This window comes from Ktedonosporobacter rubrisoli, from assembly GCF_004208415.1.
Classification (GTDB): domain Bacteria; phylum Chloroflexota; class Ktedonobacteria; order Ktedonobacterales; family Ktedonobacteraceae; genus Ktedonosporobacter; species Ktedonosporobacter rubrisoli.
This window is the reverse complement of the sequence record NZ_CP035758.1, coordinates 1,605,318-1,630,385: the sequence shown is the minus strand read 5'-3', so window position 1 is coordinate 1,630,385 and position 25,068 is coordinate 1,605,318. Positions and strand designations below refer to the sequence as shown.

Genomic DNA, 25,068 nt, shown 5'->3' with positions numbered 1-25,068 from the left:
TCGCATTGATTGCGCTATACCTGTCTCCGATTTGCGTTTCTAGACGTGATGGAAATGAGACCGGTTTTGCCGTGAATGGTTTCTTGCAGATAAGCACGAAAAAAGCAACAACTCAATGGGTATATAGGCGAAGGAACAAGCCGATTGCTAAGGATTTCAGCAGCCCAAAGCAAATTCTATTAAATAGATATTTTTGAATTACACACAGGCGGCAAATGAAACGCTGAGGTATTTTGATTCGTGACACTAAATAGAAGCAGTCACTGCCTTATTCATAAGCAAATCTACGGCGCTCGTCAAACATTGATAAATCTGCGTTAATTTATCTAAAGATAGCAGTGGGAAGTAAAGGTCTGGCTAAAATGGCTATCATCTCAAACAGGGCTCAGATAAATCTTCATGATGAAGAAATTGCGAAGCAGCGCGGCCAGCTGGCGCACTCTACAGTTGGGAGCAAGCCGGACCTCAGCATGCTTCTTAACGCTGAAGGATTGGTAACTTATACCAGCCCTTCTATTGCCTCCCTGCTGGACTTTATGCCAGAAGAAATCATAGGAAGTTCCCTCTCTGCGCTTGTGAACCCCGCTGATCTTGAGGGATTGCAAAGTCTGCTAACAGACATAGAACATGCACCCGGCAAATACCTGAGTACAGAACTGCGCTTGCGCACGAGAAATGGCTCATGGCGCTGGTTCGAAGCCAATATAACGAATTTGTTGGCAGTACCGGGAGTTGAAGCTATTGTTAGCAGCTTTCATGATATCACTGAACAGAAGCAAACAATCCCGGTCTGGCACCAAATCAAGGAAGCAAGACACTTTGTGCAGTTTTACACGCATGACGATTTTATGCTGGATTCGTTGAGCAAGTTTATCGGCACAGGGCTTAAAGCGGGCCAGCCCTGTATCGTTATCGCCACGTCGCCCCACCTGGCCAGCCTGGCCAAACGCTTGCATGCGCAAGGAATTGATCTTACAAGCGCCTTTAAGGATAACAGTTATATAGCCATGGATGCGAGTCAAGTACTCACCCAATTTATGCTCAATGGGACGCCTGATACGCAGCGCTTCCTGACTACAATCGAGCGCATTCTCGCGCGCGCGAACCGCAGCGAACAAGGCCTGCGCATTTTTGGAGAAATGGTCGAGCTTTTGTGGGTAGAAGGAAAGCAGAACGCAGCCATTCGCCTCGAACAGCTCTGGAACGATCTCCACGACAAAGAACAGAACTTCTCGCTCTTCTGCGCTTACTCGATTCGCAATTTTTCTAACAAGGCAGTTAGCGAAAAGTTCGACGAGATTTGCCAGCAGCACTCCCATGTGCTTCCCGACGAGAGCTATAGCCTGCTCACCGATCCAGACGAACGCCTGCGCGCCATCACGCATTTGCAGCAGAAAGCCAACTCGCTAGAGTACGAGATAACAGAACGCCAGTCAGCTGAAGAACGCTTACGTATCTCCGAAAATCGCTATCGTCGCCTGTTTGAAGCTTCAACAGACGGCATACTCATTGTCGATCCGCTCACCTGTACCATCGCCGATGCCAACCCCTGCCTGGCTGAGCTGCTAAAGTATACGCGTGAGCAGCTCATAGGCAAGAAAATCTGGCACATGGGCCTGTTCCCTGATCGAGAAAATGCCTTAAAGATCATTCATGAATTACGCGCTAAACAGTTTATCCACTATGACACTTTGCCCTTACAGACAAAGGATGGACAGCGGCGCTACGTCGAGTTTGTTAGCAATCTGTATCAGGCCAATGGCCATGAGGTCATACAGTGCAATATGCGCGATATAACAGATCGTAAGCTGGCCGAAGAGGCCTTGCGTGAAAGTGAGGCGCGCTTACGCTTCATTGCCGAGTCGATGCCCCAGAAAATCTTTACGGCCCGGCTAGATGGAAGCATCGAATATCTTAATCCCCAGTGGGTGAGCTTTACAGGCCTTTCCTACCCAGAATTACTAGGCTGGGGCTGGACACGAGCCATTCATCCAGATGACATCGAAGAACATCTTAAGCGCTGGCAGCATTCGATGGAGAGCAAAGAGTCTTTTTACTGCGAGCAGCGTTTTCGCCGCGCCGATGGGATCTATCTCTGGCACATCACGCGGGCCGTTCCCCTGCGCGTTACCGAGACAAACACTACCATGTGGATTGGGGCCAGCACTGATATCGAAGAGCAAAAGCAGCTAGAAGAGCGCAAGAACGCCTTTATCAGTATGGCCAGCCACGAGCTTAAAACCCCTGTCACCAGCCTCCAGGGCTTTACACAGGTCTTACAAAGGCGCTTGAAGCAGCAGCAGGGAGATAATCAGACGCTTCTTTTCCTCAATCGCATGGATACACAGATTCAAAAACTAAAAAGCCTGATCGGCGATCTGCTCGATATGTCTAAGATTCAGGCTGGCGTCCTTAGCTTCCGCGAAACGCTGTTTGATTTCGATGCCCTGGTGCTAGAGACAGTAGAAAACGTTCAGGCCACTTGTAAACACCAGCTCTCCATTCAGGGCAAGGCCCTGACCCGGATTTATGGAGATCGCGATAGGCTAGAACAGGTGCTCATTAATCTGCTCACCAATGCTACAAAATACTCGCCTCAGGCGGATTCGGTTATTGTCCATGTGGCTAAAAATCAGCAACAGGTAGAGGTTGCTGTCAAGGATTTTGGCATCGGGATTGCCGAAGAATACCATGAGCGCATCTTTGAGCGCTTCTATCAGGTGAGCGATTTACAGGGAAAGACCTATCCAGGCCTTGGCATAGGCCTCTATATTACGCGCACGATTATCGAGAGGCACGGTGGTCATCTATGGTTAGAGAGCCACAAAGGGAAAGGCAGTACCTTCCACTTTACGCTTCCAATCCATAACCATCAGCAGAACATCTCATCTTTTCCCTTTCTAGAAAGTAAGAATCTATGAAGAGTGAGCGAAAAAGGGTTCTGATCGTTGATGATGATCCTGATATTCTATTGGCGATGGCCGCAATGTTGGAGGATGCAGGTTATAGCGTAACTACTACAGAACAAGGCACGGATCTAGAGTATATCCAGGAGAGGGAAGAACTGCCCGATATCATTCTCCTGGATATGCTCATTTCTGGCTCAGATGGCTGTCAGATAGCCAGGTGGTTAAAGCACCAGCCAGCAACGCGCCACATCCCGCTCCTCATGCTCTCGGCTCACCCTACAGCGGAACAACAGGCCAGGGAGGCCGGAGTAGACGACTTTCTAGCCAAGCCATTCGAGCTCGACGAGCTTCTAAGCAGGGTCGCCGCTCATTTGGGCTGAGCTATCAGCTAAGCCTCCAAGTAAGCCTACCTGCTGCACCTCAACTATGCGGAATTTAACGCAGGATCTTCTCCATGATTATGACATCCACCCAGCGGCCATCAAGCATGCCTTGCTCGCGATAAATCCCGACAGTCCTAAAATCGTGACGTTCATAGAGGCGCATGCCCGGTGCATTAGTAGGCAAAGCGACAAGGACCATTTTATGGTAGCCAAGGGCTTGAGCTCGCGTCTCTAAGGCGCTTAGTAGTGCATCGCCAAGGCCCCGTCCACGCTGCTCTCGCGCAACATAGACTGAGAAATCCACTACATTGTCATAGGCCTGACGTGGATTAAAGGCATTGAGTGAGCCCCAGCCAACAATAGTTCCCACCTGATCTACGGCGACAAGGACGGGATGACGAGGGCCGCGAGCAGCCAGCCATTCAGCACGCTCTTCTGGCGTACGCAGCTGCGTTTCAAGGGTCGCCGCTCGATCCTCGATCCCTTGATTATAAATAGAGGCAATTGCCGCCGCATCATCGCGCGTAGCTTCGCGAATCTTCATATGCTGCTCCTTCTGCGCTGTCTTGACTAATCCTTCCCAGGAGCGGGCCTGTTGTCCCAGGCCGCTGAGATAAGCCGCAAGGAAGTCAATGCTTGCCGGGTCCAGGCAATAGGAACGATTTGATCCTTCACTGCTCACCTGGACAATGCCAGCATCGCGCAAAAGAGCAATGTGGTCAAAGAGGCTCGATTGCGCCAGCGGCAGTTCGCCAGCAAGTTGCGTGGAAGTGCAATCTTTGCGCTCAGCCAGGAGCGCGACAATGCGAAAACGGGCAGGATTTGCCATAGCACGCAACATACGCAGTACGCGGGTCTCTAACGCCGTAGGAGCTAGCTCTCCTGCTTTCATATGATCTCCTTTTTGCCACTACGGCTTTTTCCGGATTTATAGCTTCTTTATTATGGTTTTTCCCGATTAAGCGGATCATATAGCAAAATCGCACTGAAGTCAAATTGCTGGCCTCGCTCTCCTCAGCATAAAATGTAAGGGGATCTCGCGCCCTCATCGCTCTCAATAAGTAACGTTTGTGCACGAAACTGCCAGGCTGGACGCGGAGGGGTAGCGCATGGTAGACTAGCGCTGGTGCAGATTCATTGCTTTTCCTGCCTGAAGAGCGTTTGAAGTCATGAGCGCCGCCATAGCTTTGTGAAGGCAAAACATTTGGAGAGATTGAAATGGACGACTATCGGCGGGTTACTACAATACTGCAGGCCTCCTACAATCGCGAAAGTGCAGCTGAACGCAACAAAACCACAAAGGATTCCTGGAAAATAGAGGTGCGGCAGGACTTTCTTGAGCTTCTTGCTGTAGAAGCTAAAACTACGCTGCTAGAGGTCGGAGCCGGGACGGGCACCGATGGCCTTTTCTTTCAAGAGCACGGCTTGAAGGTCATCTGCACCGATCTCTCATCTGCTATGGTTGAGCTATGCCGGGAAAAAGGACTTGAAGCTTATGTCATGGATTTCCTGAGCCTGGATTTTCCGTCAGCTTCCTTTGAAGCCATCTACGCCCTGAATTGTCTGCTCCACGTTCCTGGCGCCAACTTGCCTGAAGTTTTAGGTAAATTGCGCGACCTTCTGCGTCCTGGGGGCCTTTTCTTCCTTGGTGTCTATGGTGGCATTGAACGGGAGGGGATAAACGAGCAGGACTGGCATAATCCTCCACGCTTTTTTGCCTTTCATACTGACGAATTTATGCAGCAGGCCGTAGCCCCATTCTTCGAGCTTGTATCCTTCAAGGCCATTCCCCTGCAAAGGCCCGATCGCCACTTCCAATCCCTGGTCTTGCGCCGTCCTTTAACGTAGACCGGAACAGGCTAATATCAATCCCTGGCATACTTTCTGACTGCCTGGAAAAAACGCGAGCTATTCTACGGCGCATCTCTGCTCCTGTTCCAGGCCCAGATGCAAGCTTATAACGAGACCTATCTGCTTTGCGTGCTTGTCGCGAAAGTTGGCATCATCGTCGCCCAGCTCTTACCCCGACATCACATGCTAAAGGTAGCCCATGCGCAAAGCAATTAGGCTATAAGCCCGAATGGGAAAAGAGCGGAGGATGTAGAGCTTTTGCATAAAGTCTCTGCGTCCTCCTCGATCCGTAGCCAGCCTTCCCAGGCGGCCCATAATGCATTTTTAACGATTAACTATTAATAAAGGCAAGCAAATCCTCATTGAGACGCTCCTTATGGGTAAGGAACAGGGCATGTGCAGCGCCCTCATAGACGTGGAGTTGGCTGCCTGGGATGGCCTGGGCAGTCAGTTTTGCATAGAGCAAGGGGCAGTTTTGATCCCTATCCCCGTGAATAATCAGCGTTGGCACGGTAAAAGCCTGCATGTCTGGTCGGAAATCCGTATGCCAGGCGGAACGGAAACACTCAACACTTGCCTTGGGCGAAGTTTCAAGGACCTGCTGGATCAGCCATTGAACCATCTCAGTTGAAACTACCTCCTTATCTGGCCACCGCGATCCGAAGTAACTGACGAGGCCTTCCCTTCTATAGTAGTGCTGACGATCTTCGAGCTGTGCCTTGAGAAGTACCTCAAAGATCTCCTCTGGCGCGCCTTGCGGATTGTCTTCTGTCTTCAGCATAAAGGGTGTGCAGGTACCGATAAGCACGGCGCGGGCAATACGGCTCGTGCCGTGACGCGAAAGATAGCGAGCAATCTCGGCACAGCCCATCGACTGGCCGACAAGGGTAATCTCATGCAGGTCGAGTTGGTTGATAAGCTGAGCAAGGTCGTCGACAAGGGTATCGAAATCGTAGCCTCGCCCGGGATCATCCGAACGCCCATGGCCGCGTCGGTCGTAGGCGACGCAGCGGAGGCCACGATTAGTGAGAGGCATCATCTGGTACTCCCACATATTCCCGCTGAGGGCCAGGCTATTCAAGAAGACAACCGGCTGACCTGTTCCCCAATCTCGGTAATACAGACTTGTATGATCTTTTGTCTCAACAAATGGCATCTTTGCTTCTCCTTCTTAAGGTGTTGCAGGAGGTCTGAAGCGAACTTGCGAAAAACTTCCGCCTCATTCATGAAACATTGCTTCCTGCATCCTCTTCATAAGCTTTGTACGTTACAGTTCTTAGAGCTTGCCAGGAACAACAGTGCTCTCAGATTGTTCCTGGTGTCTTTCTCCCTCATAGAGGTGGAAATCATTTACACTGTGATAGAATTATGGCATCCCTGCTTGTATTGAACCAGAACTCAATTTATCCTGGTAGAAAAACTGCCAGGCTCTTGGAGAGAAAGCAAAAGAAGAGTGAATGATCAGGAACGACGTAAGGAACTCGCCCAATTCTTACAGGCGCGGCGGAAACGGCTCTCACCCGAGGCTGTGGGTCTACCTACCAGTTCACGACGCCGAACACCAGGGCTGCGTAGAGAAGAACTGGCGTCAATAGCAGGCATTGGGCTTACCTGGTATACCAGGTTGGAGCAGGGGCGCGATATCACGGTTTCCCCCAGGTTCTTGAAAGCCTGGCAAGAGTGTTTGGGCTGAACGCAGCTGAGCGCAACCATCTGTTCGTCCTGGCACGCCAACAGCTGCCCGCCGATCCCTTTCCCTTGACAGATAACATGAATCCCGCGCTACAGTCCATCCTTGACGCTCTGGGTATTTACCCGGCCACTGTGGCGAATCAGCGCTGGGATATTGTCGCCTGGAACCAGGCTATGTGCAGCCTCTATACAGATCTTGGCAAACTTTCCAGCCGTGAGCGAAATGCTCTCTGGTTTATGTTTACCAATCCGCTCCAACGAGCCCTGCTTGTCAATTGGGAAAAAGAGGCCCAGGGCATGCTGGCATCCTTTCGTGCAGGCACTGAGCGCTATGTTGGGGAACCGTGGTTCAAGGCTCTTGTGACTGATCTTCAGCACATCAGCCCGGAATTTCGCGCCTGGTGGCCGCGCCACGACATCCAGATAGGCCACATGGGACCCATAGAACTGAACCATCCCCTCGTCGGGCGGCTGGTTCTGCAATCGACTCCGTTACAGGTAGCTAACGCCCCGAATTTGCGCCTTGCCATTTATACTCCACTGCCGGAAGCGGATACCGCGAAAAAGCTGGCACAATTGGCGGAAGCGGGAGAGAAGCAGATTGCAGCTTTGTAAATCATCTTATTTTGTCGGTGAAGTAGGATTTGATATCACACCAGGCGTTTAAGGCGTTTGTCCACTTCCCGGCAGAACAGAGGCAACGAGCGGCCCCTGCCAGGCTCTGCTGCTTACAGAGCTCCATCCGCTGGGCAATTCCGCCCAAAACGTCTTGAAGGCCTTGCCAGCAAAATGAGCTTTCAAGTCTTCCTCGCTTTCCCACAATTCGATCAAGGTGAACCGATGTGGGAGGTCAAGGTCGAAGGTAAACCGATAAAGAATGCAGCCTTTTTCTCTCTGGGTCTCAGCCATTGTCCGACGAGCAAGGTCGGCAACATCCTCCCGCGCGTTGGGCGCTGCGTCAAAGATCAGCTCAATGAGAATCATGCGGGTCAAGTCCTTTCTTCAGTCAAGTTCTGCCCTCTCCTTTGGCAGGGAGGTACAAACCTATCTATGTTTGATAAGGAAGAGTTTAACATTTATGGGCCGAGAGCACAAACACGTGAACAAAACTTTTCATGGCTCGCTCTTTTTGCGTCGATCTCCCGGGCCCCTTGTATCATTAAGCGCCTCACTTGGAGAGAGCAGCGGGCGTTTGCGCGACAACCGGCGCGTTCCAATCGATCTGGTAGGAATATATCCACTCGGTTGCTTTGGGATTGGCAAAGAGCTTAAGAAAGATGGGCGTGGTCAGGTCACGAAACCACACGTCAAAGGGCTTTACTTTGTGCTTCCCTAAATCGCCATTCACCCCCAGCTTATAGATCTTCGTTGTGCGCTCGCGCCGCAGATGCTCATAGGTAATAAGGGCCTGCTCCTGATCAGGAATATCGCGCAGGCATTTGGCCAGGACCACTGCGTCCTCCAGCGCCATAGACGCGCCCTGCCCAGAGCTGGGTGAGATGGCATGAGCTGCGTCGCCCAGCAATACCACTGGACCCCTGTGCCAGACTTGCGGCTGCTGGGGCAGCGTATAGGAAAGGAAGTATGGAAAAGTCTCATCAGCTTTCTCAATAATTTCCTTGATGATGGGCAATTCGCCTGCGTACTTTGTGAGCATCTCCTCTCGCCTCTGAGCATCTGTCATTCCGTCAAACGCGCCTCTGGCCGGCTCCTGTTCATGCGGCCAGTTCGTAAACCAGTAGGCATAGCCATTCCGGCCGATGTGATAGCCGAAAAAGGCCCGTCTGCCAAAGACAAACTGAATGCTCTCCGGCGCGGTGGATAGCTTCATGCCAGAGGTGTAACCGCCACTATTAATCAGGCCGCTATAGACAGGACCAGGGAAGGCCGGGTCTACGAACTTACGCGTGTGCGAATGAACTCCGTCACAGCCAATCAACATATCACCACGAGCCTGCGTCCCATCCTGGAAGCTCGCCACCACGCTGCCGTGTTCGGTCACATCGATATTCTGAAGGCGCTTGCCGCGCGTGATCTTGATGCCCTGACGTTCGGCCTCCTCCGAGATAAGCCTGCCCAGGGGAACACGCTTAATGAAGACGCTCTTGAGCCCTTTTCCAGCGATGGTAACCTCTCCAAGCTGCTTATTCTTGCCGGTCAATGTCATTGTACTGCTCACAACTGAGCCCTCCGCCATGGTCGCTTGATCGAGCCCGAGCTCTTTGAGCACGGCCACACCGTTACTCGCCAGAGTCAAAGAGAAGCCTTCGGGCTGCTCCCTGGCCTCGTAGATCTCTGACTCAAGGCCAGCGCGCTTGAGAAACAGGGCCAGGGCAGCTCCGCCAATCCCAGCTCCAATAATTAATACTTTCTTCGCCGATTTCTGCATTGCAATTCCTTATCTAAATTTTTCTATTCGTATCTCAAATCATCAATGTTTTAGCATTAGCACTTTAGTTACTCATTTGTTTTCTCTGGCTCTTCCTCAGTTTCGCTCCCCAATAGAGCAAGCTCTGGATGGGAAATTTTCCATACCTGTTTCCCGTCCTTTATCTCGGTCAAGCTCCCATCGTTGATCTCCTGAATGAGCTGGCGTAGAAAGGTGAGCCTGGTTTCAAGCTGAGCCAGGGCGTACAAATCCTCAACGAGAAAGAGGCGATCCACACCAAGCTGACTTGCCCGCTCTAGCGCGGAGCGTGCGCCGCTCATATCCTCCTGAAGGTGCCGTGTATGTTCTGCAAGTAGCACGGCTACCTCTGCCGGCGCAAGGTTGCCCATAAACGCCAGGGCCGCCGCGAACTGGCTATATTCCGTGGCAGGCCTACCAAGGAGCGATCGGAGCCAGCTGGCCAGCTCTGTTCGCCCTACCGCAGTCGTCTCATACACTGTGCGCTCTGGGTAGCGTCCCTCTCGCTGGGTCCCCACTGGCTTGACCAATCCATCGCGCTGCAGCGCTTCGATCACGGAGTACAGCGAGCCGTAATTCAACTTGATCACAGCAGACAACTCGCGCTGGCGCATCACCGCCGATATCTCGTATGGGTGCATGGGCCGCTCGCATAAAAGGGATAGAATGGCCAGCGCCAACAAATTTGAGACTTTCCGTTTTGCCATTGCACTCTCTCCAAAATTATTCGCTATCAACTATCCGAAACAGAATATACGGTATAGGATAATAATCGTCAAGGCTGGCGTGGAGTGTCAAATCACGTCTAATGATCCGGTAGCTCTGATAGGAAGCAAGCATGGCAGCCTGCCCATGCTTGTCTAAAATATGCATGCATCGTTTCTTCCTCCTGCTTCGTGGGAATAAAGAGGATACTGCACGTAAGAGATAGCTCAACGAGCAGTAAGAGAAGCAAGAGAAGGAGTAAAAGGCATGATTGAGGGTCAAACCGCGCTCTTTGGCATATTTGACGATAGCGCAAAGGCGGATAGGGCGACGGAACAACTACGCCAGCTCGGCCTTGCCGAAAAGCAGATTGAGCGCGCAGAAAAAGCAACGGGGAAACGTCAGCCTCATGGCGTGCCCAGGCGCGCTGATACCGTCGAGAGAAGCCGACCGGATTTCGCGAGCCACGGAATCTCTACCGAGGCCGCTAGTTACTACGGGGATGCCTACGATGCAGGCTACACAGTACTTGTGGTCCATCCGGGCAACAAGCACACGGAGGCCGCGCGGATTCTCAAGCATAACGGAGCCTACAATTACGAGGCGCCCCGGCCCGCTAAGGCTGAAGCCACTGGCGCGACTACGCCGGGGATGCGTGGCGAAGATAATACCCAGACGGGCATTGCGAGCACGGCGGCTGGCTCTCCGGCTGCCCATATAGATGCTGATACTATCGAGGCCGATGTCCAGCACGCTCAGCGTATTCTTCAACAGCAGTATGAGGCCCGTAAGGAGCAGGGGCGCGAGTAGCCTGACAGCGCTCCCATTCTATACGATTCAGGCCCGAATGCATCTGCCCAAGCTTTAAACCTATTCATGAACTCTATGCAAGCAGCTTGAGAATATTTTTCAGGCCCTGCAAGACTTTCTGCATTGCCGATGCTTCTATCGTTTCAATTGAGTCACGACTTCCATTATGAAAAGTCTCAACAATGCTGGGCATCGTGGCTGGCAACTGTCCTTGCTGCCAGGCCTTGACGGCTTCTTTTAATAACTCCACATCCTCTGAAGGAGCAATACTTACCGAGAGGGTAGGAACTCCAGCATAGGCAAATGAGCGATCATCGCTGGGTGGCAATTCCTCTACGAGGCGATAGGAGCTCAAGCTCCATATATCTGCTTTGAGCAGCGGCTGACAACTTTCACTTTGTTGCATATCGAGGCTTGGTGCAAGTAGCAGCGTATCTCCCACGCCACACATATCTAGATTAATCATCGCAAGTATGTCTTCAGAAGCGAAACGCTTGAGATAGGCACGGCTTCCGATTTGTCCGCGTTCTTCGAGATCGAAAAAGACTACATCGACCGGGAAGGCTGGCGGAAATTGAAGAGCGTGACGAAGCCAGGCCAGAAGGACACAGATACTTGCAGCATTATCATTGGCCCCAGTGCTCCCAGCTACGCTATCGTAGTGAGCCCCAATTACGAAACGCAGCTTTGCTTCCTCCTGAAATCGAACCATAATATTTTCTGGCCGGTAACCATCCAGGCTTTCCCGCACGAGCATAAATGGACAATCCATCTCACGAAGCAGTGTAAGCAAGGCAAAGCGACGTTTTGCTTGAGAGGCGGTGGCAAGGTGTTGCAGATCGTTAAAGAAATCCAATGAATACCTCCTTGTCCTCTCATACAATATAACATATCAATCTCTTCTGTAAGGACATGTCCTGTTCTTCTCGCCGCTCAAACGAAATTCCATGGAAAGAAGGCCCAAAGGATGCCCGATTTGACGGGAGACGTCAGGAAGCATCTGCTATCATTGGCGATGAACATACGAAAGCAAGCCGATGAGGAACCAGCCCAAATGGGCCAGGAAGGGAGCGCGATAATATTCTTACACAGGATTTTAAAGGTATCATTTATTCTCCCTCTAGAGGGGCGAGGAAGCCGGCGCAGGATGTAAATGTTGTTGCCGATTTGAAAACCTGCGTCCAGCTGGCCGCCTCATATCTCGCCCCAGGGAATTTCTGCTCCACACCATAGGGAAGCTATGCAGTAGTATGCGTGCGATACCAATCGACGGTGGCCTTGATAGCTTTGCTCAAAGGAGTTGCGTGCAGGCCAAACGTCTGTTCAAAGGCGCTGGAATCCACGATTTGCGGCTCAGTGTACTGATAGAACAGTTCGACATACTCTTTGGCGAAGGTCTCATCAAAGACCCCAAATTCTTTAGCCTGCTCTATCGACGGTACATTGAGAATCTGAGGAGATTGCCCGATTTCTTTTCCAATGAGCTGCAACATTTCACGCGTAGTCACGGCCGGCACAACCGGCAAGAGCCAGACCTGCCCCGGCGCTTCCTCACGCTCTCCCAACAGAATGAGGCCTCTGGCAATATCGGGCATATAGCTGTAACTATGCGGCAGATCTATGTTACCAAGGGTCATGGCTGGCTGACCAGAAAGCATAGCCGGAAAGACATACTGACCCAGCGCTGAATTGAGCACATACGGACCAAAGAAATCAGCAGCGCGCCCGATGCTCACACGAACTTTGCCTACGCGATGAGCCTGCAGATAGCCCCAGGTCAATTGGCCACGCATGCGCCCCTTGCGCGACGTTGCCATGTAAGGTGTGGCCTCGGTCATTGGCCGCCCATGCGTTTCTCCATATGGGTAGAGCGTATCGATTACTACCAACTTCGCTCCCGCAGAAGCCGCGCCCTCAATCATATTTTCTTGCAAACGCGGCAAAACTTCAGGCCAGAGATGATAGGGAGCATGCGTACAATTATAAATTACCGCAGCGCCGCGACTGAGATCCACTACGGTCTCCAATTTTGAAGCATCGCCAGCTAGCAGTTCGGCTCCGGCGGGAACCTGCCCCTTGCCACTGCGATTGACCAGGCGGACCTGCTTGCCCTTCGCCAGCAGTTCTTCGGCCAGGGTTATGCCAACCGGGCCAGTGCCGAAAATGACGTGAAGTTCTTTAGCTGCGTTCATAACCACTTCTTTCTTTATTTTACTGACTTATATAAGTTTATTTTACATCGTTCGATAAAGGGTAAAAAAACAGATTACTGTCTCCTATAGGTAATTTTCCAGGCTATAAGCTGGCTCTTGACGGCCTCATGCATCAAGTTTCTGGCTCGGCTTTCTCCTCCCTCGACACGCTCAACCAGGCTCAGGCTTAGCAGGCCATGTAACAGGCACCAGATAATCTCTGTAGCTCCCAGTGGATCTGGCAGGCTAAAGCCTTGCGCCTGAGCCCAGGCTTGAAGCGCTTGCTGGGTAGTCATACAAACCTGCTGCACTGCCTGCGCGATTACAGCTCCATCCAGCGGAACTCCACCGAGGCCGTGCATGAGTTGATAGAGTTCGCGGTTGCTACGCGCAAAGTCCCAGTAGGCATCTGCTATCTTCAGCAAGCCCTCTTCGCTCACTCCAGATGCCACGCTAGCCTGCTGCAGAAGCTCGGTAAGCTGCTGGAAACCGCCCTGTACGAGCTGCAGTAGAACATCCTCTTTACTGGCAAAATACTCGTAAACCATCGGCGGGCTGTACTCAATACGCTCTCCAACTTTACGAATAGTGAGCGCTGGCCAGCCATTTTCGCTGGCGATTGCAAGCGCAGCGCTAAGAATTGCTTGCCTGGTAAGCTGTTTCTCGCGCTCACGCCGCTCCTTAATTCCCATATCATTCTCCGTTAAAAAATTTAACACCATTCGACATCAGTAGTGTAGCAAATTTTCTCGCCTATGTCAATCTCTTGCCTGGCTATTTTCTAAGTTCAGCCATTTCCACATGCCAGCTCATGATAGACGTCCCTTTATCTGTTATACTCATTCAGTAGACTATTGAAGCAAGGCATAGAGCCGGCATATACTGTAATAGCTTTTTGTGAGAAAGGTTATGAGACATGCCAGATCAAGCAAACACACCTCAACACCGGGCCGATAGCGCCCATGAGATCACCGAAGCGCTGAATCAACTTTTCGCGACCGAAGACGAAGTACTGCGCCAGACGACGCAGGCAGCTCGGGAAGCCGGACTACCGGCCATTCAAATCGCCCCGGCTCAAGGCAAGCTGCTTCAGGTTCTGGCCGCAGCTTGTGGCGCGCGCAAAATTCTCGAAATCGGCGCGCTGGCCGGCTATAGTGCTATCTGGATGGCGCGCGCCCTTCCCGCCGATGGCAAATTCATCACCCTGGAAATTGATCCGAAGCATGCCGAGGTCGTGCGCCAATCGCTAGAGCGTGCCCAGCTTACGGATCGGGCCGAGGTGCGCGTTGGCAGCGCACAAGAGCTTTTGCCACAATTGAAGACAGAGGCGCCCTTCGATCTGATCTTTATCGATGCCGACAAAGCTGGCTATCCGGGCTATCTGGATTGGGCCCTCACGCTCAGCCGGCCGGGAAGCATTATTGTCGCCGACGATTGTATTCGTAACGGAAAAGCCCTGAACCGGGAACAAGCACGGCACGACGCAGGAGTTGCCGGCATCCATGAATATAATTCGCGCGTAGCAGCCCATCCGCGCCTTGTCTCCACCATCCTGGCAGTGGAGCTTGAAGACTTTATCGATGGCTGCGCAGTCTCTGTCGTCCTGCCAGAATAGCGCAAGCCAGCCTCCAGCACTTTTGCTAAGCCATGTCGCAGGTCCTAAATCACGATTTGGGACCTGCCCAACGTATAGACAGGCCCCAGGCTCTTACATCATCTAGCCGATATCTTATGCTTCGGCCCGTTCATAACGCACCTCCGAACTGACTTCAGAGAGGGCCTTAACGATAGCGCAGTACGAACCCGCTACGCTTGTTTCGGCATAGGGAATAGCATGCTCCTGGCAAAATTGCTTGACGATCTGCTGAGCGGCCCGCAGATTGTTGCGCGGCATACTGGGGAAGAGGTGATGCTCAATCTGATAATTCAGTCCACCATACCAGAAATCTGTAAGCGGCCCGGCTTTAATATTACGCGAGGTTAAGACCTGCCGCTGTAGAAAGCCCAGCTGGCTCTCTTTGGCCAGCACCGGCATACCCTTATGGTTGGGCGCGAAGGCCGAGCCCAGGATAAAGCCCAACACGGCTTGATTGACAAGGAAAAACAGGATAGCGGCGCCAAAGCCCAGATTATAGACCAACAGGGTGAGAAACAGAACCCAATGAGCCAGAACGAGCAGGGACTCTAGCAGGGGATATCTGGCACTCTTCCACTCGCTGCTGAGAAAAAGGATACTGGCGCGCTTCAAATCCAGCGCCACCAACATGAGCATAGGAAAGAAAAGCCAGATCTGGTGGAGCATAACCCAGCGTCCCAGGCCTTGTTTCTGCCGCGCTTCCTGGAGATTAAAGCAGATCCCGGGAATATTGAGGTCCGGGTCCATATCCAGCTGATTGGGATGGCTATGATGCTGGTTGTGCTTATCTACCCACCAGGCATTGCTCATTCCTAAGAGCAGATTACCGCAGATCAGGCCGGCCAGCTCATTTTTCCAGGTAGTAGAGAATGGCTGCCGATGCCCGGCGTCATGGCCGAGATAGCCAACTTGAGCAAAAACCACAGCCAGAAACACGGCATTAATAAGTTGCCACCAGATGTTATGGACAAGGAACAGGATAAGAAAACTTGCAAGCGTGGCGCCTATGGTCAGTATCATACTCCACATATAATAGCGCGGCTGCCTTGCTAAGAGGCCAGCACGTTTGACTCTTTTCTTCAATTCGGCATAGTCAGGGACAGGCACAGATGGTTCGGAATGCTGCAACTCCCCCGTTGGCGATAGGCTTTTCAACTTCACTCTCCCAATATTTTTGAGGTTATAGCACAAAATTTTGTATGTTTTTACGCGATACCCCAAGCATAGCCTTCATCTATTGCAGTTGTTTGTCGAAGATATGGCGTTAATGTAGAGAAAGAAATGAAACTCGGTCTCGCTTTTGGCATACTTTTGGCACAGATTTGTGATAAGTAAGCTCTTCGCCATTTATTGATGCCAGCAATCATTGACATCATCAAATATTGATGATATAAAATATATTATACAGATAGATGTATTTCTGCTCAGAAAAAGGTTAGGGCGCCCCGTTCTACGGCAGCCTGCGCTCAATCCTTGACATAAGATATGAAGGAGAAAGTTTTTCTATGACAGCTACAGAGGTCAGAGCCCTGGCTTACCGCGTTTACGAAGCTATCAATGCCAAAGATGTCGCAACGCTTGAGCAGCTCTTCGCTCCCAACGTGATCAGGCACGCGGCGCGCGAAACAGGCATTGAGAGCGTCAAAAAGGCAGTGCACCAGGCCTTCGCTGCTTTTCCTGAGCAGCGCTTCGTGGTTGAAGAGGTGCTGGCAGACGGCGACAAGGCGGCGCTTCGCGTAACGATTCACGGCATTCCAACGGCTCCGGGAGAGCCCTTACCCATTATCATGGAGATATTTCGCCTTGAAAATGGGCGCGTGGCCGAAGTCTGGGAGCCGGTACGCTACGCCCGCCTTCCCAGACAGAGACACCTGTACGCAACAGCGAGAGCGAGCCAGGCCTGAATATACCGCGCTAACCTACAGCCGCGCAGCGGCAGGCTTGACAAAGCGCTTCCGGCAGGCTATTATATTTGTATGGACGACCAAACAGTTAAGAAAGAGAAAAAGAACTGGACACACCGGAAAGATAACCGGGAGCAACTGATCTCAGCCGGATATAAGCTGCTGTCTACAAAGGGGATCGAAGCGACGACAGTAAAAGAGGTTGCCCGCCTGGCCGGTGTGTCGCCCGGACTGTTTCATTATTACTTTGCCTCCAAGGATGAATTGCTTATGGCGGTAATCTATGAAGCTGGCGCGAGCTTCAGTCAGCAGTTGATGCAGGAAGTGCGAAAGCTGGCAGCTGAGCGCTCGTTTTCAGAGGTGGCGATGCTGGCCGTAGCAGCAGTGAGCCGCGACCATCCAACATGGTACAGATTACGCTACGAGTTGTATGCCCTGGGTCTGCGCAATCCCGATTTTCTGCCAGCCGTGGGCAAGATGTTAGAGAAGGGACGCCAGGGAATTGCGCAAACTATTTGCCAGGAAACCGGGCTTGACGAGCAGCAGGCCGAGGCAATTGCCGCCATTATTCACGCCTGTACCGATGGCTTGGCCCTGCAGCAATTAGCCCAGCCGGGCCTCGATCTTACAGCCTCGTATCGGCTTGTCCAGAGCCTGCTTACAGCTAAACCTGGGGACGTTGAGTAATTTTTTTGTGCATATCTGGTTGGTCATACAACTAGATACAGAGTTTTCTTTCTATAAGCTGAAAGGAAAGAGGAAGATGGCCACCATCTCGCTGAACAGGGATATCGTAACAACTATCAATACATTTACCTTCGAGCCGGAAAATCAGCAGCGCGGCCTTGAACTGCTGATCGAGCTTGCCAGGACGCTAAGAAAAGAGGTTCCTGGTTTTCTCGCCGCTCATTTCCATACGAGTGTGGATGGAACGCGCGTAGTAAACTATGCACAATACGACAGCCATGAAGCATTAGAAGCGGCCGGAGCAAAGATTTTTGCCAATGCAGAGTCGCCCTTGCTGCTTGAGCTACGCCAGATCGCCACACCTGATTCGCGTGAGTACAAGGTTCGCACCATTCTTGAGGGATAAAGGCGCAGTTTATGGCAAAAACATATAAGCATACATTTTTCATGCAGCTTGGCAATGCCCTGGCAACTACGCTTGTACGCGCGGGCATAAAGATGGGGCCAATTCATCTGCTTACGGTGCGGGGACGTAAAAGCTGTCAACCACGCACAACGCCAGTAGCAGTAGTCGAACAAAACGGGCAGCGCTACTTAATCGCCCCTTATGGAGTAGTCAACTGGGTGCGCAATCTGCGGAGCGCTGGCGAGGCAACGCTCACTTGTGGACGGCACCACGAGACAATAAGAGTCAGCGAGCTCTCGCCCGAGGAGGCCGCCCCGGTTCTGAAAAAAAGTATCGCGGGCAGAAGTACAGCGGGCTTTATACGCGAATACTTCAATGTGAGTAGCGAATCTCCGCTTGAGGATTTTGTACGCGAGGCTCCCAGACATCCCGTATTCCGTATTACAGTATAACGTGTGATTAGCAGATCACTTCGAATCTTTGGCTTGACTTTTTAGAAAAACTCAGATATAGTCTCTGAGCTAGTAGAAGCATATATGCGATTGCGTGTCGTACAAAGATTTATGGAGGCATAGTATGATCATCGCTAAGATCAGGAGATGCAGTTTCGGCATCCGGGTAGCGGATGCAGTCAGGCTCAACTCCAATCGTCAATGGTCATATCATATGCTCTTTTTCAGGAAAAAGAACCTCCTATAGCAGGATATAATCCAAGGCACAAAAAGAAGGCCGTGAGCGATTGATGAATATCGCTCACGGCTTTTTTGCTTCTCCACAGCGCGCGAATGTATTTTCGGAGGATTTCAAAAATGGATACGAAAAATTAGCTAAAGGATCGAAAATTGCAAATTACCGACTTTGCAATATCACTACAATTGATCAGCCATGCTTTCTGGCCCAGGCAGGCCAGTCAAGCACTCTACGGTTACAATTGCAGCAAGCAGCGCAAATGTTACCTGGAACAGCGAAAAAGAAAGTTATAAATGAACATGATTATAGAACAAAACGTTATGGTTCCTATGCGCGATGGTGTCAAGCTCGCAACTGACATCTATCGTCCTGCCGAGGACGGGCAACGGCCGGTCCTGTTGATTCGTATTCCCTACGACAAAGATCTGCGCTTTCCTCTTCCGGGTTGGGAAGAAAGGCGCATGAATCTAGAGATCAACATGAATCTCCAGCGCGTAATCGAGGCGGGCTATGTGGTTGTGGCGCAGGATATACGCGGGCGCTACGCCTCCGAAGGCCAGTTCACTCCATTTCTCGCCGAGGCGCAGGATGGCGCAGACACCATCGCCTGGGCCGCTGAGCAGCCGTGGTCCACGGGCCAGGTTGGTATGTATGGCCTCTCCTATGCTGGCCTGACCCAGTGGCGGGCCGCCATGGAACAGCCGGTAGCCTTACGCGCCATTATCCCATCCCAATGTCCATACTCTGGCGGCATTTATCCCTACCTGGGAGGAGCTTTCATGCTGGCCATGGCTCTGACCTGGGTCTCTGGCGATTTTGCCGCAGAAGAAATGAGGCGCCAGATCAAAGAGGGTCGCGCAAAGCCCGAAGATCTTGAGGCACTTATGCGGGCTGTTGAGGATGTGCCGGCACGGGTAAGGCACCTGCCCCTCAACGATCAGCCTATCTTGCGCGCAGCGGCACCCTACTACCTCGATTGGCTGGCCCATCCTGGCCTTGATGAGTACTGGCGTCCCTTTATGCCCGCGGACTTCACTGAGCGCATCACCATTCCTGCCCTCACGATCAGCGGTTGGTATGATATCTTTTTGCGCGACGACCTCAAGCGCTATCAGGACTTGAAGCAGCGCGCAGGAAGCGAGTTCGCACGCCGACAGCAGCACTTGATCATCGGCCCATGGTCGCATGCTAACTTTATGTTTGGCTATCCAGATCGCAGCTATGGCGAAGATGGCAAAGAGGTAAGCCCCCAGGCCGTAGAGATGCTAACAGATATCCAGCTGCGATGGTTCGATCACTGGCTCAAGGGTCTCGACAACGGCGTGGAGCGGGACAAGCCCGTACGCATCTTTGTCATGGGTATTGATCAATGGCGCGCCGAGGAAGCCTGGCCGCTCCCCGATACGCACTATCGCCCCTACTACTTGCATAGCGCGGGACACGCCAATACGGTGAATGGCGATGGTCAGCTCTTGCAGACCGCACCCAGGCAGGCGGGGCAGGACGTCTATAGCTATGATCCACATAACCCGGTTCCCACGATGAGCGGAACGAGAGACCCGGAGCAGCAAGGCAATATCGGGCCGTTTGACCAGAGCGAAGTTGAGCAGCGTGCAGATGTGCTCTGTTACAGCAGCGAGCCGCTAGAGCATCAAGTCGAGGTAACCGGCCCGCTTGAACTGGTCCTCTACGCCTCTTCCTCTGCCCGCGATACCGATTTTACCGGCAAGCTTGTCGATGTCCATCCCAACGGACGGGCCGAAATGCTTACCGATGGCATTCTACGCGCCCGCTATCGTGAATCGCTGGCCCAGCCGACCTTGCTGGAACCCGATCACGTCTATGAGCTGCACATTGATCTGGGCTCAACCGCGAATGTCTTCCTCGCCGGCCATCGAATTCGCTTGGAGATCTCTAGCAGCAACTTCCCGCGCTTCGAGCGCAATCCGAATTCTGGCGGCCCCGTTGCAGCAGCCAGGGCCGAAGACTTTGTGCCCGCCGTCAATCGCATTCAGCATAGCGCGGAATATCCTTCGCGCCTGATCCTGCCAATCATCGAGCGCGCGGGATAGAACATCTGACGTTGTGCATGCCAATCGCGTGGCCCAAGCCTTACCGCCGAGCAGAGCAATACGGTAAGGCTTGCCAGCCAATCAGCAATAGTCCCTGGCCGACTTTAGCAGTTCGGCCAGGGAACTACTTACAAGCTGTACGGCTTGTAAGGCTCGCTAGCAGATCAGGACCCGGCGGGCTTGCGCAAGGGCAAGACAGTAAGAGAGAGGACAAGACTCAACAGCGTAGTCACCAGTAACGTGATGACAAAGGCGTGTAGAGCGTCCCCGCCGCTAGTTGTGAGCATAGAGAAGAGAAGTCCAAGCAGGGCCACCCCAAGCGCCACCGCCACTTGTGACGCCGTGGTATATACTCCCGATGCCGTTCCAACATCCTGATGAGTTACCTCTTCCAGCGTCTTGTTCATCAGCGGCGTCACGAGCGAACCCATGCCAAACCCTATCATAAAGAGGGCCACGATCAAAGGAACAATGCCCCACAGAGGAACCAACCACTGCGCAGATAGGACTAGGAGCAGATAGGCCAGAGTGACAAGAGCCGCCGCAATTGACATTCCCCACTTTCCCAAACGTGAGAACAGGAACGGATTTATGCTTGAAGCAAGAATAAAGGTAATGCTTGAAGCGAGAAAGGCAAGGCCTGCCTGCAGCGGAGTAAGGTGCAAAATCGTTTGCAGATAGAAGGCCAGGAGAAACATGAGCCCACCAAAGAACATAGTGGCAAGCAAGTTTGTAAGCAGGCCAGCCGGGAAGCGACGCTGGCGGAAAAGTCCCAGCGAGACGAGCGGAAGCTTGCCTTGCTTGGTTAGGCGCTGCTCATAGACGAGAAATATAGCCATGCTAGGCACAAAAAGCAGCAGGCAAATTATGCTCCACAAGGGCCAGCCGGCATTCCCACCCATCACTAGCGGGAAGACCAGGAGAAAGAGCGAGATCGTCAACAATATTGCTCCGCCGTAGTCAAGCCTACGTGCATCCTGCTCGCGCGATTCTTGAATCAACGGGAAAGCCGCCAGCAGGGCAATAATCCCGATAGGCACGTTGACAAGAAAGACCGAGCGCCAACCAAGATTGAAAAGATTAGCCGTCAGCAAGAAGCCGCCAAAAACTTGCCCCAGAATAGAGGCAAGGCCACTCACAGCGGCATAAATGCCAAAGGCCAATGGGCGCTCGCTTGGCGCAAAATTGACCTGAATAAAGGATATCACCTGCGGAATCATCGCCGCCGCCGCGATTCCCTGGGCCAGGCGAAAGATGATCAGCAGCAAGGGACTAGCGGCAAAGCCACAGAGCGCTGAAAACAGCGTAAAGCTCGCAACGCCAAGTATAAATAACCTTTTGCGCCCGTATATATCGCCCATTCGCCCTCCGGTCACCAGGAAAACGGCAAAAGCCAGCGTATAGCCGGCGACGACAAGCTGTACTTCGGCAAAATTGGTATGTAACTCATGTTCGATAGAGGGAACAGCAATATTGATAATAAATTCATCTACAGTGCCTATGAAGGCAGCACTCAAAACAACAGCGAGCATCAGCCAGCGCCGTGCGTCAAGCCGGTTCTCAGCCTGCGGCGATGAAGAAGACTTGATCTGCGTTTCCAAATGTATAACCTCTTTTCAAAGCAGCCAGGAATAAGTTTGCAGCTAAAAAAGAGTGTATCATCAGCAGATCTATTCGCCTTCAGGCAAACGGGCAGTATTGATCCTGTTCAAATGCTCAGGTCTGTACTGCCCGCATGGTCAGGGCTCTTAGAGGACATGCGAGCAGCTTCGTTGTTAGGCTTCAGACCAGCTTGCGACGATAAGCAATCTCCTCGTTCTCAACGCTAAAGCCCAGATCGCGATAGCGCTGCAGGGTAGCCGCAGAATCGCCCCACGATTCCAGGGCAATGTTTACAGGTTTCTGGGTGAGCAGCCAGGAGATCGCCTTGAGCAAAAGAGGTTGATGGAGCCCGGCCTCACGATATTCAGGCACGACCCCCGGCGCATCAATAAGTCCAGTGGGCTGGCCACTCAAGCGGCTTAAGTGTTCATCCAGGGTAGCTCGACACATGCCGGCGATAGATTTATCGCGGGCAAACAAGAGAAAGATACCCTCTGGCTGCAGCTTTGGCAATAAAGCAGCCACGCTTTCTTGCGTTATTTGATTGTGTCCCCACAGGCCCTCAAAGCTACGATTGAAGGCCTCGGTCAACACTTCTAGCCGTTCTACCTTAGCATAACTGCGGATCACAAAACCTTTAGGAACTTTGGGAGGTGGAAAAGATTGCTCAGCGCTCGCGCGCATACGCATATAGCCCGCGACAGGCTCAAAGCCAAACTTACTAAGAAAGGCAGTAGCGCCGGCATTCTGCACCGCCACGTACGCTCCTACCTCGCGCACCTTCAACTGGCGAGCCCGCTCCAACAGGTGCACCAGCAGATCGCGCCCAATACCCAGCCGCCGCCACTCGGGCCGGACCGCAATGTAGATATCCGCCCGTGTCTCACCCGGCGCCTTAAAGATGACGCCATAACCAACAAGCTGAGGATTATCATGCAGCCTCACAACCCAGCGATCTTGCGAGGCGTTATGTCCCGGTACGCTTAATTCGGCCCGCAGCGCCGCCTCGCTTACATCTTCCCCGGCCCGATCAGCCTCCTCAACCTTCTTGCGGAAAGCTAGCAGAGCCTGAAAATCGCGCACTACATCGAAATGACTATAGATAAGTGCTGCTGGTGACCTCATGAATAACCTCCTCTAGAATAGGCATTTATCACTATTGCCGTTCTTATTATCAATGATAGGTAGAACCAATGCAAGGTAATAGAGCCAATTTTATTTGCACAGTAGTGACTAAGCTGCAGGTATTTCCAGCTGCGATCAAATCTCTATTTAAGAAAAAATGCTGCATTTCATTTCTTTTTAATCTGAAACGTATCAACGTATGAACCTTTTGTGCTACCCAGCTATCCACAAGGATCTCTACCACTTATAATAATGGCGATAAATGAGGAAATTATTTCGGCTATATGATATAAGAAGTTCGTTAATGCATTTCATGCGAAAATATACTCAATATAGTCAATATTAGAGGTGTCTAAGGAGACAAAAAAATGCGCATTTCCCCTCAAGCAGGCGAAGATGAGAAGTACAAGAAGATGAGTCGACGGCAGGCCCTCCAACTCTGCGGGGCCAGCATAGTAGGCTCAAGTCTTCTTGCAGCTTGTTGGCCTCTGCCAGAAACCCCAACTACGCCAGGCTCAGCTGCCTACACAGCTACGTTAGGAGCACAGCGCCCGCTGGCCCCTTACTTTATGGGCTATAATAATGTGCCACTGCATAGCCCCGCCTGGTCGAATCCCAAAGTGCTTAAAGTAGCCAAACAGCTCAAAGCTGGCAATATACGCTATCCAGGAGGAACCGTCGCCAATTATTGGGACTGGCAAAATGGCTGGTTTTTGCCTGGCGCTCCCAGAGGCTTCCTTAATTCTCCCCATGGTCCCTATCGCCTGGAGGACCTGCTTATTGCCTATAAGGCGACAAATGCTCAGCCAATCTATGTACTCAATATGCTCACCTCCGATCTTGATACCCAGGTAGCAATGCTGCGCGCGGCCCAAAATCTAGGCTTGCCAGTCAACATGGTCGAGCTGGGCAACGAGTTCTATATAGGCAACCCTCAATGGAAAGATAATCAGGCCAAATTTCCCAGCGGCCAGGATTACGGCACTATGGCCGCGTCCTGGATCAAGCGCATTAAGCAAGAATTCCCCCAGGCCAAAATTGCCCTTGTTGGCTCGACGCCTACCGGCCTCTTTGGCGATCAACGTCGTAAGGGCTGGAACGATGGCATGTTGCAGGCCGCGCAGGGAGCCGATGCCATCACGATTCATCCTTATGTAAGCGTTGATGATACCATGATCTCGGATGATGAAACTGCCAGTGTGGGAAAGGTCGATGATGCAGTGATTTCCCGCTGGCAGGACTTCGAAAATCTTTTGCAATCCCTCCCCGCTAATATGAAGGTCTGGGTGACCGAATATAATCTTATTGACAATAAGCAATCGCCTTTCCTCGTCTTCCGCAAATGGCTGCATGGCGTCCTGGTCAGCTATATGACGCTCTCTTATCTTAGCGATAAACGCACAGAGCTTGTAAGCTTCTATGATATGCTTGGCAAGACCGGCAACGAAACCTTCTTCCTTGACCGTTCCGAGAGCTCCGACGATCCGCTCGACAATTATACGCCAACTGCCGCCGGTCGCACGCTATTATTGCTCGGCGATACGCTGGCGGGCATGAGCTCAGCCACACCGATTATCTTCGATCAGAGCGCCCCCGAAGTAAATCGCCTGGCCGGCTGGATCTTCGCAAATGGTGCGCAGCGTAAGGCTTTTATTGCCAATTGTTCTGCCAACTCACTGAACTGGAACGTTGACAAAATATTCGGCCAGGGCGGAGAATATCAACAAATGAGCGGCCAGCCATTCAAGATAATTACGAGCCAGGATGACTTGACCATCACTCAAGGTAGTGTGAAAGGCCAGCTTAAAATTCCGGGCTATTCGGTCACCCAGGTCAAGCTGACTTAGTGGACCCTACTCTTCCATCCTGCCATAAAAAAAATCTTCTAATAAGCGACAAGGCGCACCAACGCACACTTCGTTTGAGCGAGACGAAGCAGGGCCGCGTTTACCTGCGTTTGCCAGGCTCGGAATTTGCTGCTTGACATTCCAGCCGCT

25 protein-coding genes are annotated in these 25,068 nt (G+C 52.0%); 13 read left to right on the top strand and 12 right to left on the bottom strand.

Annotated features, from left to right (window positions below; all coding sequences use genetic code 11):
* Window positions 1–362: 362 nt before the first annotated feature.
* Window positions 363–2,921, top strand: a complete 2,559-nt coding sequence (locus tag EPA93_RS07490) for a PAS domain S-box protein (RefSeq protein ID WP_129886455.1) — start codon at window positions 363–365, stop codon at window positions 2,919–2,921.
* Window positions 2,918–3,289, top strand: a complete 372-nt coding sequence (locus EPA93_RS07485; protein WP_129886454.1) for a response regulator — start codon at window positions 2,918–2,920, stop codon at window positions 3,287–3,289. The genes EPA93_RS07490 and EPA93_RS07485 overlap by 4 nt, the downstream gene beginning before the upstream one ends.
* Before the next feature lie 55 nt (window positions 3,290–3,344).
* Here the strand turns inward: EPA93_RS07485 and EPA93_RS07480 are convergent, their stop codons facing one another.
* Window positions 3,345–4,184, bottom strand: a complete 840-nt coding sequence (locus EPA93_RS07480; RefSeq protein WP_129886453.1) for an arsinothricin resistance N-acetyltransferase ArsN1 family A — start codon at window positions 4,182–4,184, stop codon at window positions 3,345–3,347.
* A gap of 326 nt (window positions 4,185–4,510) precedes the next feature.
* Between EPA93_RS07480 and EPA93_RS07475 the strand changes: the two genes are divergently transcribed.
* Window positions 4,511–5,140: a class I SAM-dependent methyltransferase gene (locus EPA93_RS07475; protein ID WP_129886452.1), complete on the top strand. Its 630-nt coding sequence runs from the start codon at window positions 4,511–4,513 to the stop codon at window positions 5,138–5,140.
* Between the two features lie 334 nt (window positions 5,141–5,474).
* Here EPA93_RS07475 and EPA93_RS07470 read toward each other — a convergent pair whose 3' ends face one another.
* Window positions 5,475–6,299, bottom strand: coding sequence for an alpha/beta fold hydrolase (locus tag EPA93_RS07470; protein WP_129886451.1), 825 nt, complete (start codon window positions 6,297–6,299; stop codon window positions 5,475–5,477).
* A 297-nt stretch (window positions 6,300–6,596) separates the two neighbouring features.
* Between EPA93_RS07470 and EPA93_RS07465 the strand changes: the two genes are divergently transcribed.
* Both EPA93_RS07465 and EPA93_RS07460 read left to right on the top strand, forming a co-directional pair.
* Window positions 6,597–6,836, top strand: a complete 240-nt coding sequence (locus tag EPA93_RS07465) for a helix-turn-helix domain-containing protein (RefSeq protein ID WP_165422945.1) — start codon at window positions 6,597–6,599, stop codon at window positions 6,834–6,836.
* Window positions 6,824–7,450 (top strand): MmyB family transcriptional regulator, encoded by a 627-nt coding sequence (locus EPA93_RS07460; protein ID WP_129886449.1) that lies wholly within the window; start codon window positions 6,824–6,826, stop codon window positions 7,448–7,450. Before EPA93_RS07465 ends, EPA93_RS07460 begins: the two co-directional genes overlap by 13 nt.
* Window positions 7,451–7,498: 48 nt before the next feature.
* Here EPA93_RS07460 and EPA93_RS07455 read toward each other — a convergent pair whose 3' ends face one another.
* From EPA93_RS07455 to EPA93_RS48245, 4 genes are all read right to left on the bottom strand, one after another.
* Entirely contained in the window at window positions 7,499–7,819 is a 321-nt protein-coding gene (locus EPA93_RS07455) for a putative quinol monooxygenase (RefSeq protein WP_129886448.1), read from the bottom strand.
* Window positions 7,820–8,003: 184 nt separating this feature from the next.
* Window positions 8,004–9,224, bottom strand: coding sequence for an FAD-dependent oxidoreductase (locus tag EPA93_RS07450; RefSeq protein ID WP_129886447.1), 1,221 nt, complete (start codon window positions 9,222–9,224; stop codon window positions 8,004–8,006).
* A 68-nt stretch (window positions 9,225–9,292) separates the two neighbouring features.
* The gene (locus EPA93_RS07445) at window positions 9,293–9,949 is read right to left on the bottom strand and encodes a PadR family transcriptional regulator (protein ID WP_129886446.1); all 657 of its coding nucleotides are present in this window, start codon (window positions 9,947–9,949) and stop codon (window positions 9,293–9,295) included.
* Between the two features lie 16 nt (window positions 9,950–9,965).
* Window positions 9,966–10,115 carry a hypothetical protein gene (locus EPA93_RS48245; protein WP_165422944.1) on the bottom strand — a complete coding sequence of 50 codons (150 nt, stop codon included), beginning with the start codon at window positions 10,113–10,115 and terminating at the stop codon, window positions 9,966–9,968.
* A 99-nt stretch (window positions 10,116–10,214) separates the two neighbouring features.
* On the opposite strand from EPA93_RS48245, the gene EPA93_RS07440 reads away from it, so the two are divergent.
* Window positions 10,215–10,757 (top strand): hypothetical protein, encoded by a 543-nt coding sequence (locus tag EPA93_RS07440; protein ID WP_129886445.1) that lies wholly within the window; start codon window positions 10,215–10,217, stop codon window positions 10,755–10,757.
* 73 nt (window positions 10,758–10,830) lie between these two features.
* On the opposite strand, the gene EPA93_RS07435 is transcribed toward EPA93_RS07440, so the two are convergent.
* The 3 genes from EPA93_RS07435 to EPA93_RS07425 form a co-directional block, all read right to left on the bottom strand.
* The gene (locus EPA93_RS07435; protein WP_129886444.1) at window positions 10,831–11,613 is read right to left on the bottom strand and encodes a M28 family metallopeptidase; all 783 of its coding nucleotides are present in this window, start codon (window positions 11,611–11,613) and stop codon (window positions 10,831–10,833) included.
* Window positions 11,614–11,995: 382 nt separating this feature from the next.
* Window positions 11,996–12,949, bottom strand: a complete 954-nt coding sequence (locus EPA93_RS07430; RefSeq protein WP_129886443.1) for an NAD-dependent epimerase/dehydratase family protein — start codon at window positions 12,947–12,949, stop codon at window positions 11,996–11,998.
* A gap of 74 nt (window positions 12,950–13,023) precedes the next feature.
* Window positions 13,024–13,641, bottom strand: a complete 618-nt coding sequence (locus EPA93_RS07425) for a TetR/AcrR family transcriptional regulator (protein WP_165422943.1) — start codon at window positions 13,639–13,641, stop codon at window positions 13,024–13,026.
* Between the two features lie 224 nt (window positions 13,642–13,865).
* On the opposite strand from EPA93_RS07425, the gene EPA93_RS07420 reads away from it, so the two are divergent.
* The gene (locus EPA93_RS07420; RefSeq protein WP_129886441.1) at window positions 13,866–14,564 is read left to right on the top strand and encodes an O-methyltransferase; all 699 of its coding nucleotides are present in this window, start codon (window positions 13,866–13,868) and stop codon (window positions 14,562–14,564) included.
* Between the two features lie 114 nt (window positions 14,565–14,678).
* Here EPA93_RS07420 and EPA93_RS07415 read toward each other — a convergent pair whose 3' ends face one another.
* Entirely contained in the window at window positions 14,679–15,740 is a 1,062-nt protein-coding gene (locus tag EPA93_RS07415) for a fatty acid desaturase family protein (RefSeq protein ID WP_129886440.1), read from the bottom strand.
* 350 nt (window positions 15,741–16,090) lie between these two features.
* Here EPA93_RS07415 and EPA93_RS07410 point away from each other — a divergent pair, with 350 nt between their 5' ends.
* From EPA93_RS07410 to EPA93_RS07390, 5 genes are all read left to right on the top strand, one after another.
* Window positions 16,091–16,489, top strand: a complete 399-nt coding sequence (locus EPA93_RS07410) for an ester cyclase (RefSeq protein WP_129886439.1) — start codon at window positions 16,091–16,093, stop codon at window positions 16,487–16,489.
* 72 nt (window positions 16,490–16,561) lie between these two features.
* Complete coding sequence (locus EPA93_RS07405; protein WP_129886438.1) at window positions 16,562–17,176, top strand: TetR/AcrR family transcriptional regulator; 615 nt, start codon at window positions 16,562–16,564, stop codon at window positions 17,174–17,176.
* A 76-nt stretch (window positions 17,177–17,252) separates the two neighbouring features.
* Window positions 17,253–17,582, top strand: coding sequence for a putative quinol monooxygenase (locus tag EPA93_RS07400; RefSeq protein ID WP_129886437.1), 330 nt, complete (start codon window positions 17,253–17,255; stop codon window positions 17,580–17,582).
* 11 nt (window positions 17,583–17,593) lie between these two features.
* A complete protein-coding gene (locus tag EPA93_RS07395; RefSeq protein WP_129886436.1) occupies window positions 17,594–18,034 on the top strand; it encodes a nitroreductase family deazaflavin-dependent oxidoreductase in 441 nt (146 codons plus the stop codon).
* A gap of 531 nt (window positions 18,035–18,565) precedes the next feature.
* On the top strand, window positions 18,566–20,344 hold the full coding sequence (locus EPA93_RS07390; protein WP_129886435.1) for a CocE/NonD family hydrolase: 1,779 nt from the start codon (window positions 18,566–18,568) through the stop codon (window positions 20,342–20,344).
* 164 nt (window positions 20,345–20,508) lie between these two features.
* Here the strand turns inward: EPA93_RS07390 and EPA93_RS07385 are convergent, their stop codons facing one another.
* Complete coding sequence (locus EPA93_RS07385; protein WP_129886434.1) at window positions 20,509–21,945, bottom strand: MFS transporter; 1,437 nt, start codon at window positions 21,943–21,945, stop codon at window positions 20,509–20,511.
* A gap of 181 nt (window positions 21,946–22,126) precedes the next feature.
* Window positions 22,127–23,071, bottom strand: coding sequence for a GNAT family N-acetyltransferase (locus EPA93_RS07380; protein ID WP_129886433.1), 945 nt, complete (start codon window positions 23,069–23,071; stop codon window positions 22,127–22,129).
* A gap of 368 nt (window positions 23,072–23,439) precedes the next feature.
* Between EPA93_RS07380 and EPA93_RS07375 the strand changes: the two genes are divergently transcribed.
* A complete protein-coding gene (locus tag EPA93_RS07375) occupies window positions 23,440–24,918 on the top strand; it encodes a hypothetical protein (protein ID WP_129886432.1) in 1,479 nt (492 codons plus the stop codon).
* Window positions 24,919–25,068: the final 150 nt, after the last annotated feature.

Bases quoted from the DNA above. Each gene is read 5' to 3' on its own strand.
- EPA93_RS07475 (WP_129886452.1), top strand. From the start codon at position 4,511: ATGGACGACTATCGGCGGGTTACTACAATACTGCAGGCCTCCTACAAT.
- EPA93_RS07485 (WP_129886454.1), top strand. From the start codon at position 2,918: ATGAAGAGTGAGCGAAAAAGGGTTCTGATCGTTGATGATGATCCTGAT.
- EPA93_RS07480 (WP_129886453.1), bottom strand. From the start codon at position 4,184: ATGAAAGCAGGAGAGCTAGCTCCTACGGCGTTAGAGACCCGCGTACTG.
- EPA93_RS07405 (WP_129886438.1), top strand. From the start codon at position 16,562: ATGGACGACCAAACAGTTAAGAAAGAGAAAAAGAACTGGACACACCGG.
- EPA93_RS07440 (WP_129886445.1), top strand. From the start codon at position 10,215: ATGATTGAGGGTCAAACCGCGCTCTTTGGCATATTTGACGATAGCGCA.
- EPA93_RS07470 (WP_129886451.1), bottom strand. From the start codon at position 6,299: ATGCCATTTGTTGAGACAAAAGATCATACAAGTCTGTATTACCGAGAT.
- EPA93_RS07375 (WP_129886432.1), top strand. From the start codon at position 23,440: ATGCGCATTTCCCCTCAAGCAGGCGAAGATGAGAAGTACAAGAAGATG.
- EPA93_RS07410 (WP_129886439.1), top strand. From the start codon at position 16,091: ATGACAGCTACAGAGGTCAGAGCCCTGGCTTACCGCGTTTACGAAGCT.
- EPA93_RS07445 (WP_129886446.1), bottom strand. From the start codon at position 9,949: ATGGCAAAACGGAAAGTCTCAAATTTGTTGGCGCTGGCCATTCTATCC.
- EPA93_RS48245 (WP_165422944.1), bottom strand. From the start codon at position 10,115: ATGCATATTTTAGACAAGCATGGGCAGGCTGCCATGCTTGCTTCCTAT.
- EPA93_RS07455 (WP_129886448.1), bottom strand. From the start codon at position 7,819: ATGATTCTCATTGAGCTGATCTTTGACGCAGCGCCCAACGCGCGGGAG.
- EPA93_RS07400 (WP_129886437.1), top strand. From the start codon at position 17,253: ATGGCCACCATCTCGCTGAACAGGGATATCGTAACAACTATCAATACA.
- EPA93_RS07450 (WP_129886447.1), bottom strand. From the start codon at position 9,224: ATGCAGAAATCGGCGAAGAAAGTATTAATTATTGGAGCTGGGATTGGC.
- EPA93_RS07395 (WP_129886436.1), top strand. From the start codon at position 17,594: ATGGCAAAAACATATAAGCATACATTTTTCATGCAGCTTGGCAATGCC.
- EPA93_RS07490 (WP_129886455.1), top strand. From the start codon at position 363: ATGGCTATCATCTCAAACAGGGCTCAGATAAATCTTCATGATGAAGAA.
- EPA93_RS07425 (WP_165422943.1), bottom strand. From the start codon at position 13,641: ATGGGAATTAAGGAGCGGCGTGAGCGCGAGAAACAGCTTACCAGGCAA.
- EPA93_RS07420 (WP_129886441.1), top strand. From the start codon at position 13,866: ATGCCAGATCAAGCAAACACACCTCAACACCGGGCCGATAGCGCCCAT.
- EPA93_RS07430 (WP_129886443.1), bottom strand. From the start codon at position 12,949: ATGAACGCAGCTAAAGAACTTCACGTCATTTTCGGCACTGGCCCGGTT.
- EPA93_RS07390 (WP_129886435.1), top strand. From the start codon at position 18,566: ATGAACATGATTATAGAACAAAACGTTATGGTTCCTATGCGCGATGGT.
- EPA93_RS07380 (WP_129886433.1), bottom strand. From the start codon at position 23,071: ATGAGGTCACCAGCAGCACTTATCTATAGTCATTTCGATGTAGTGCGC.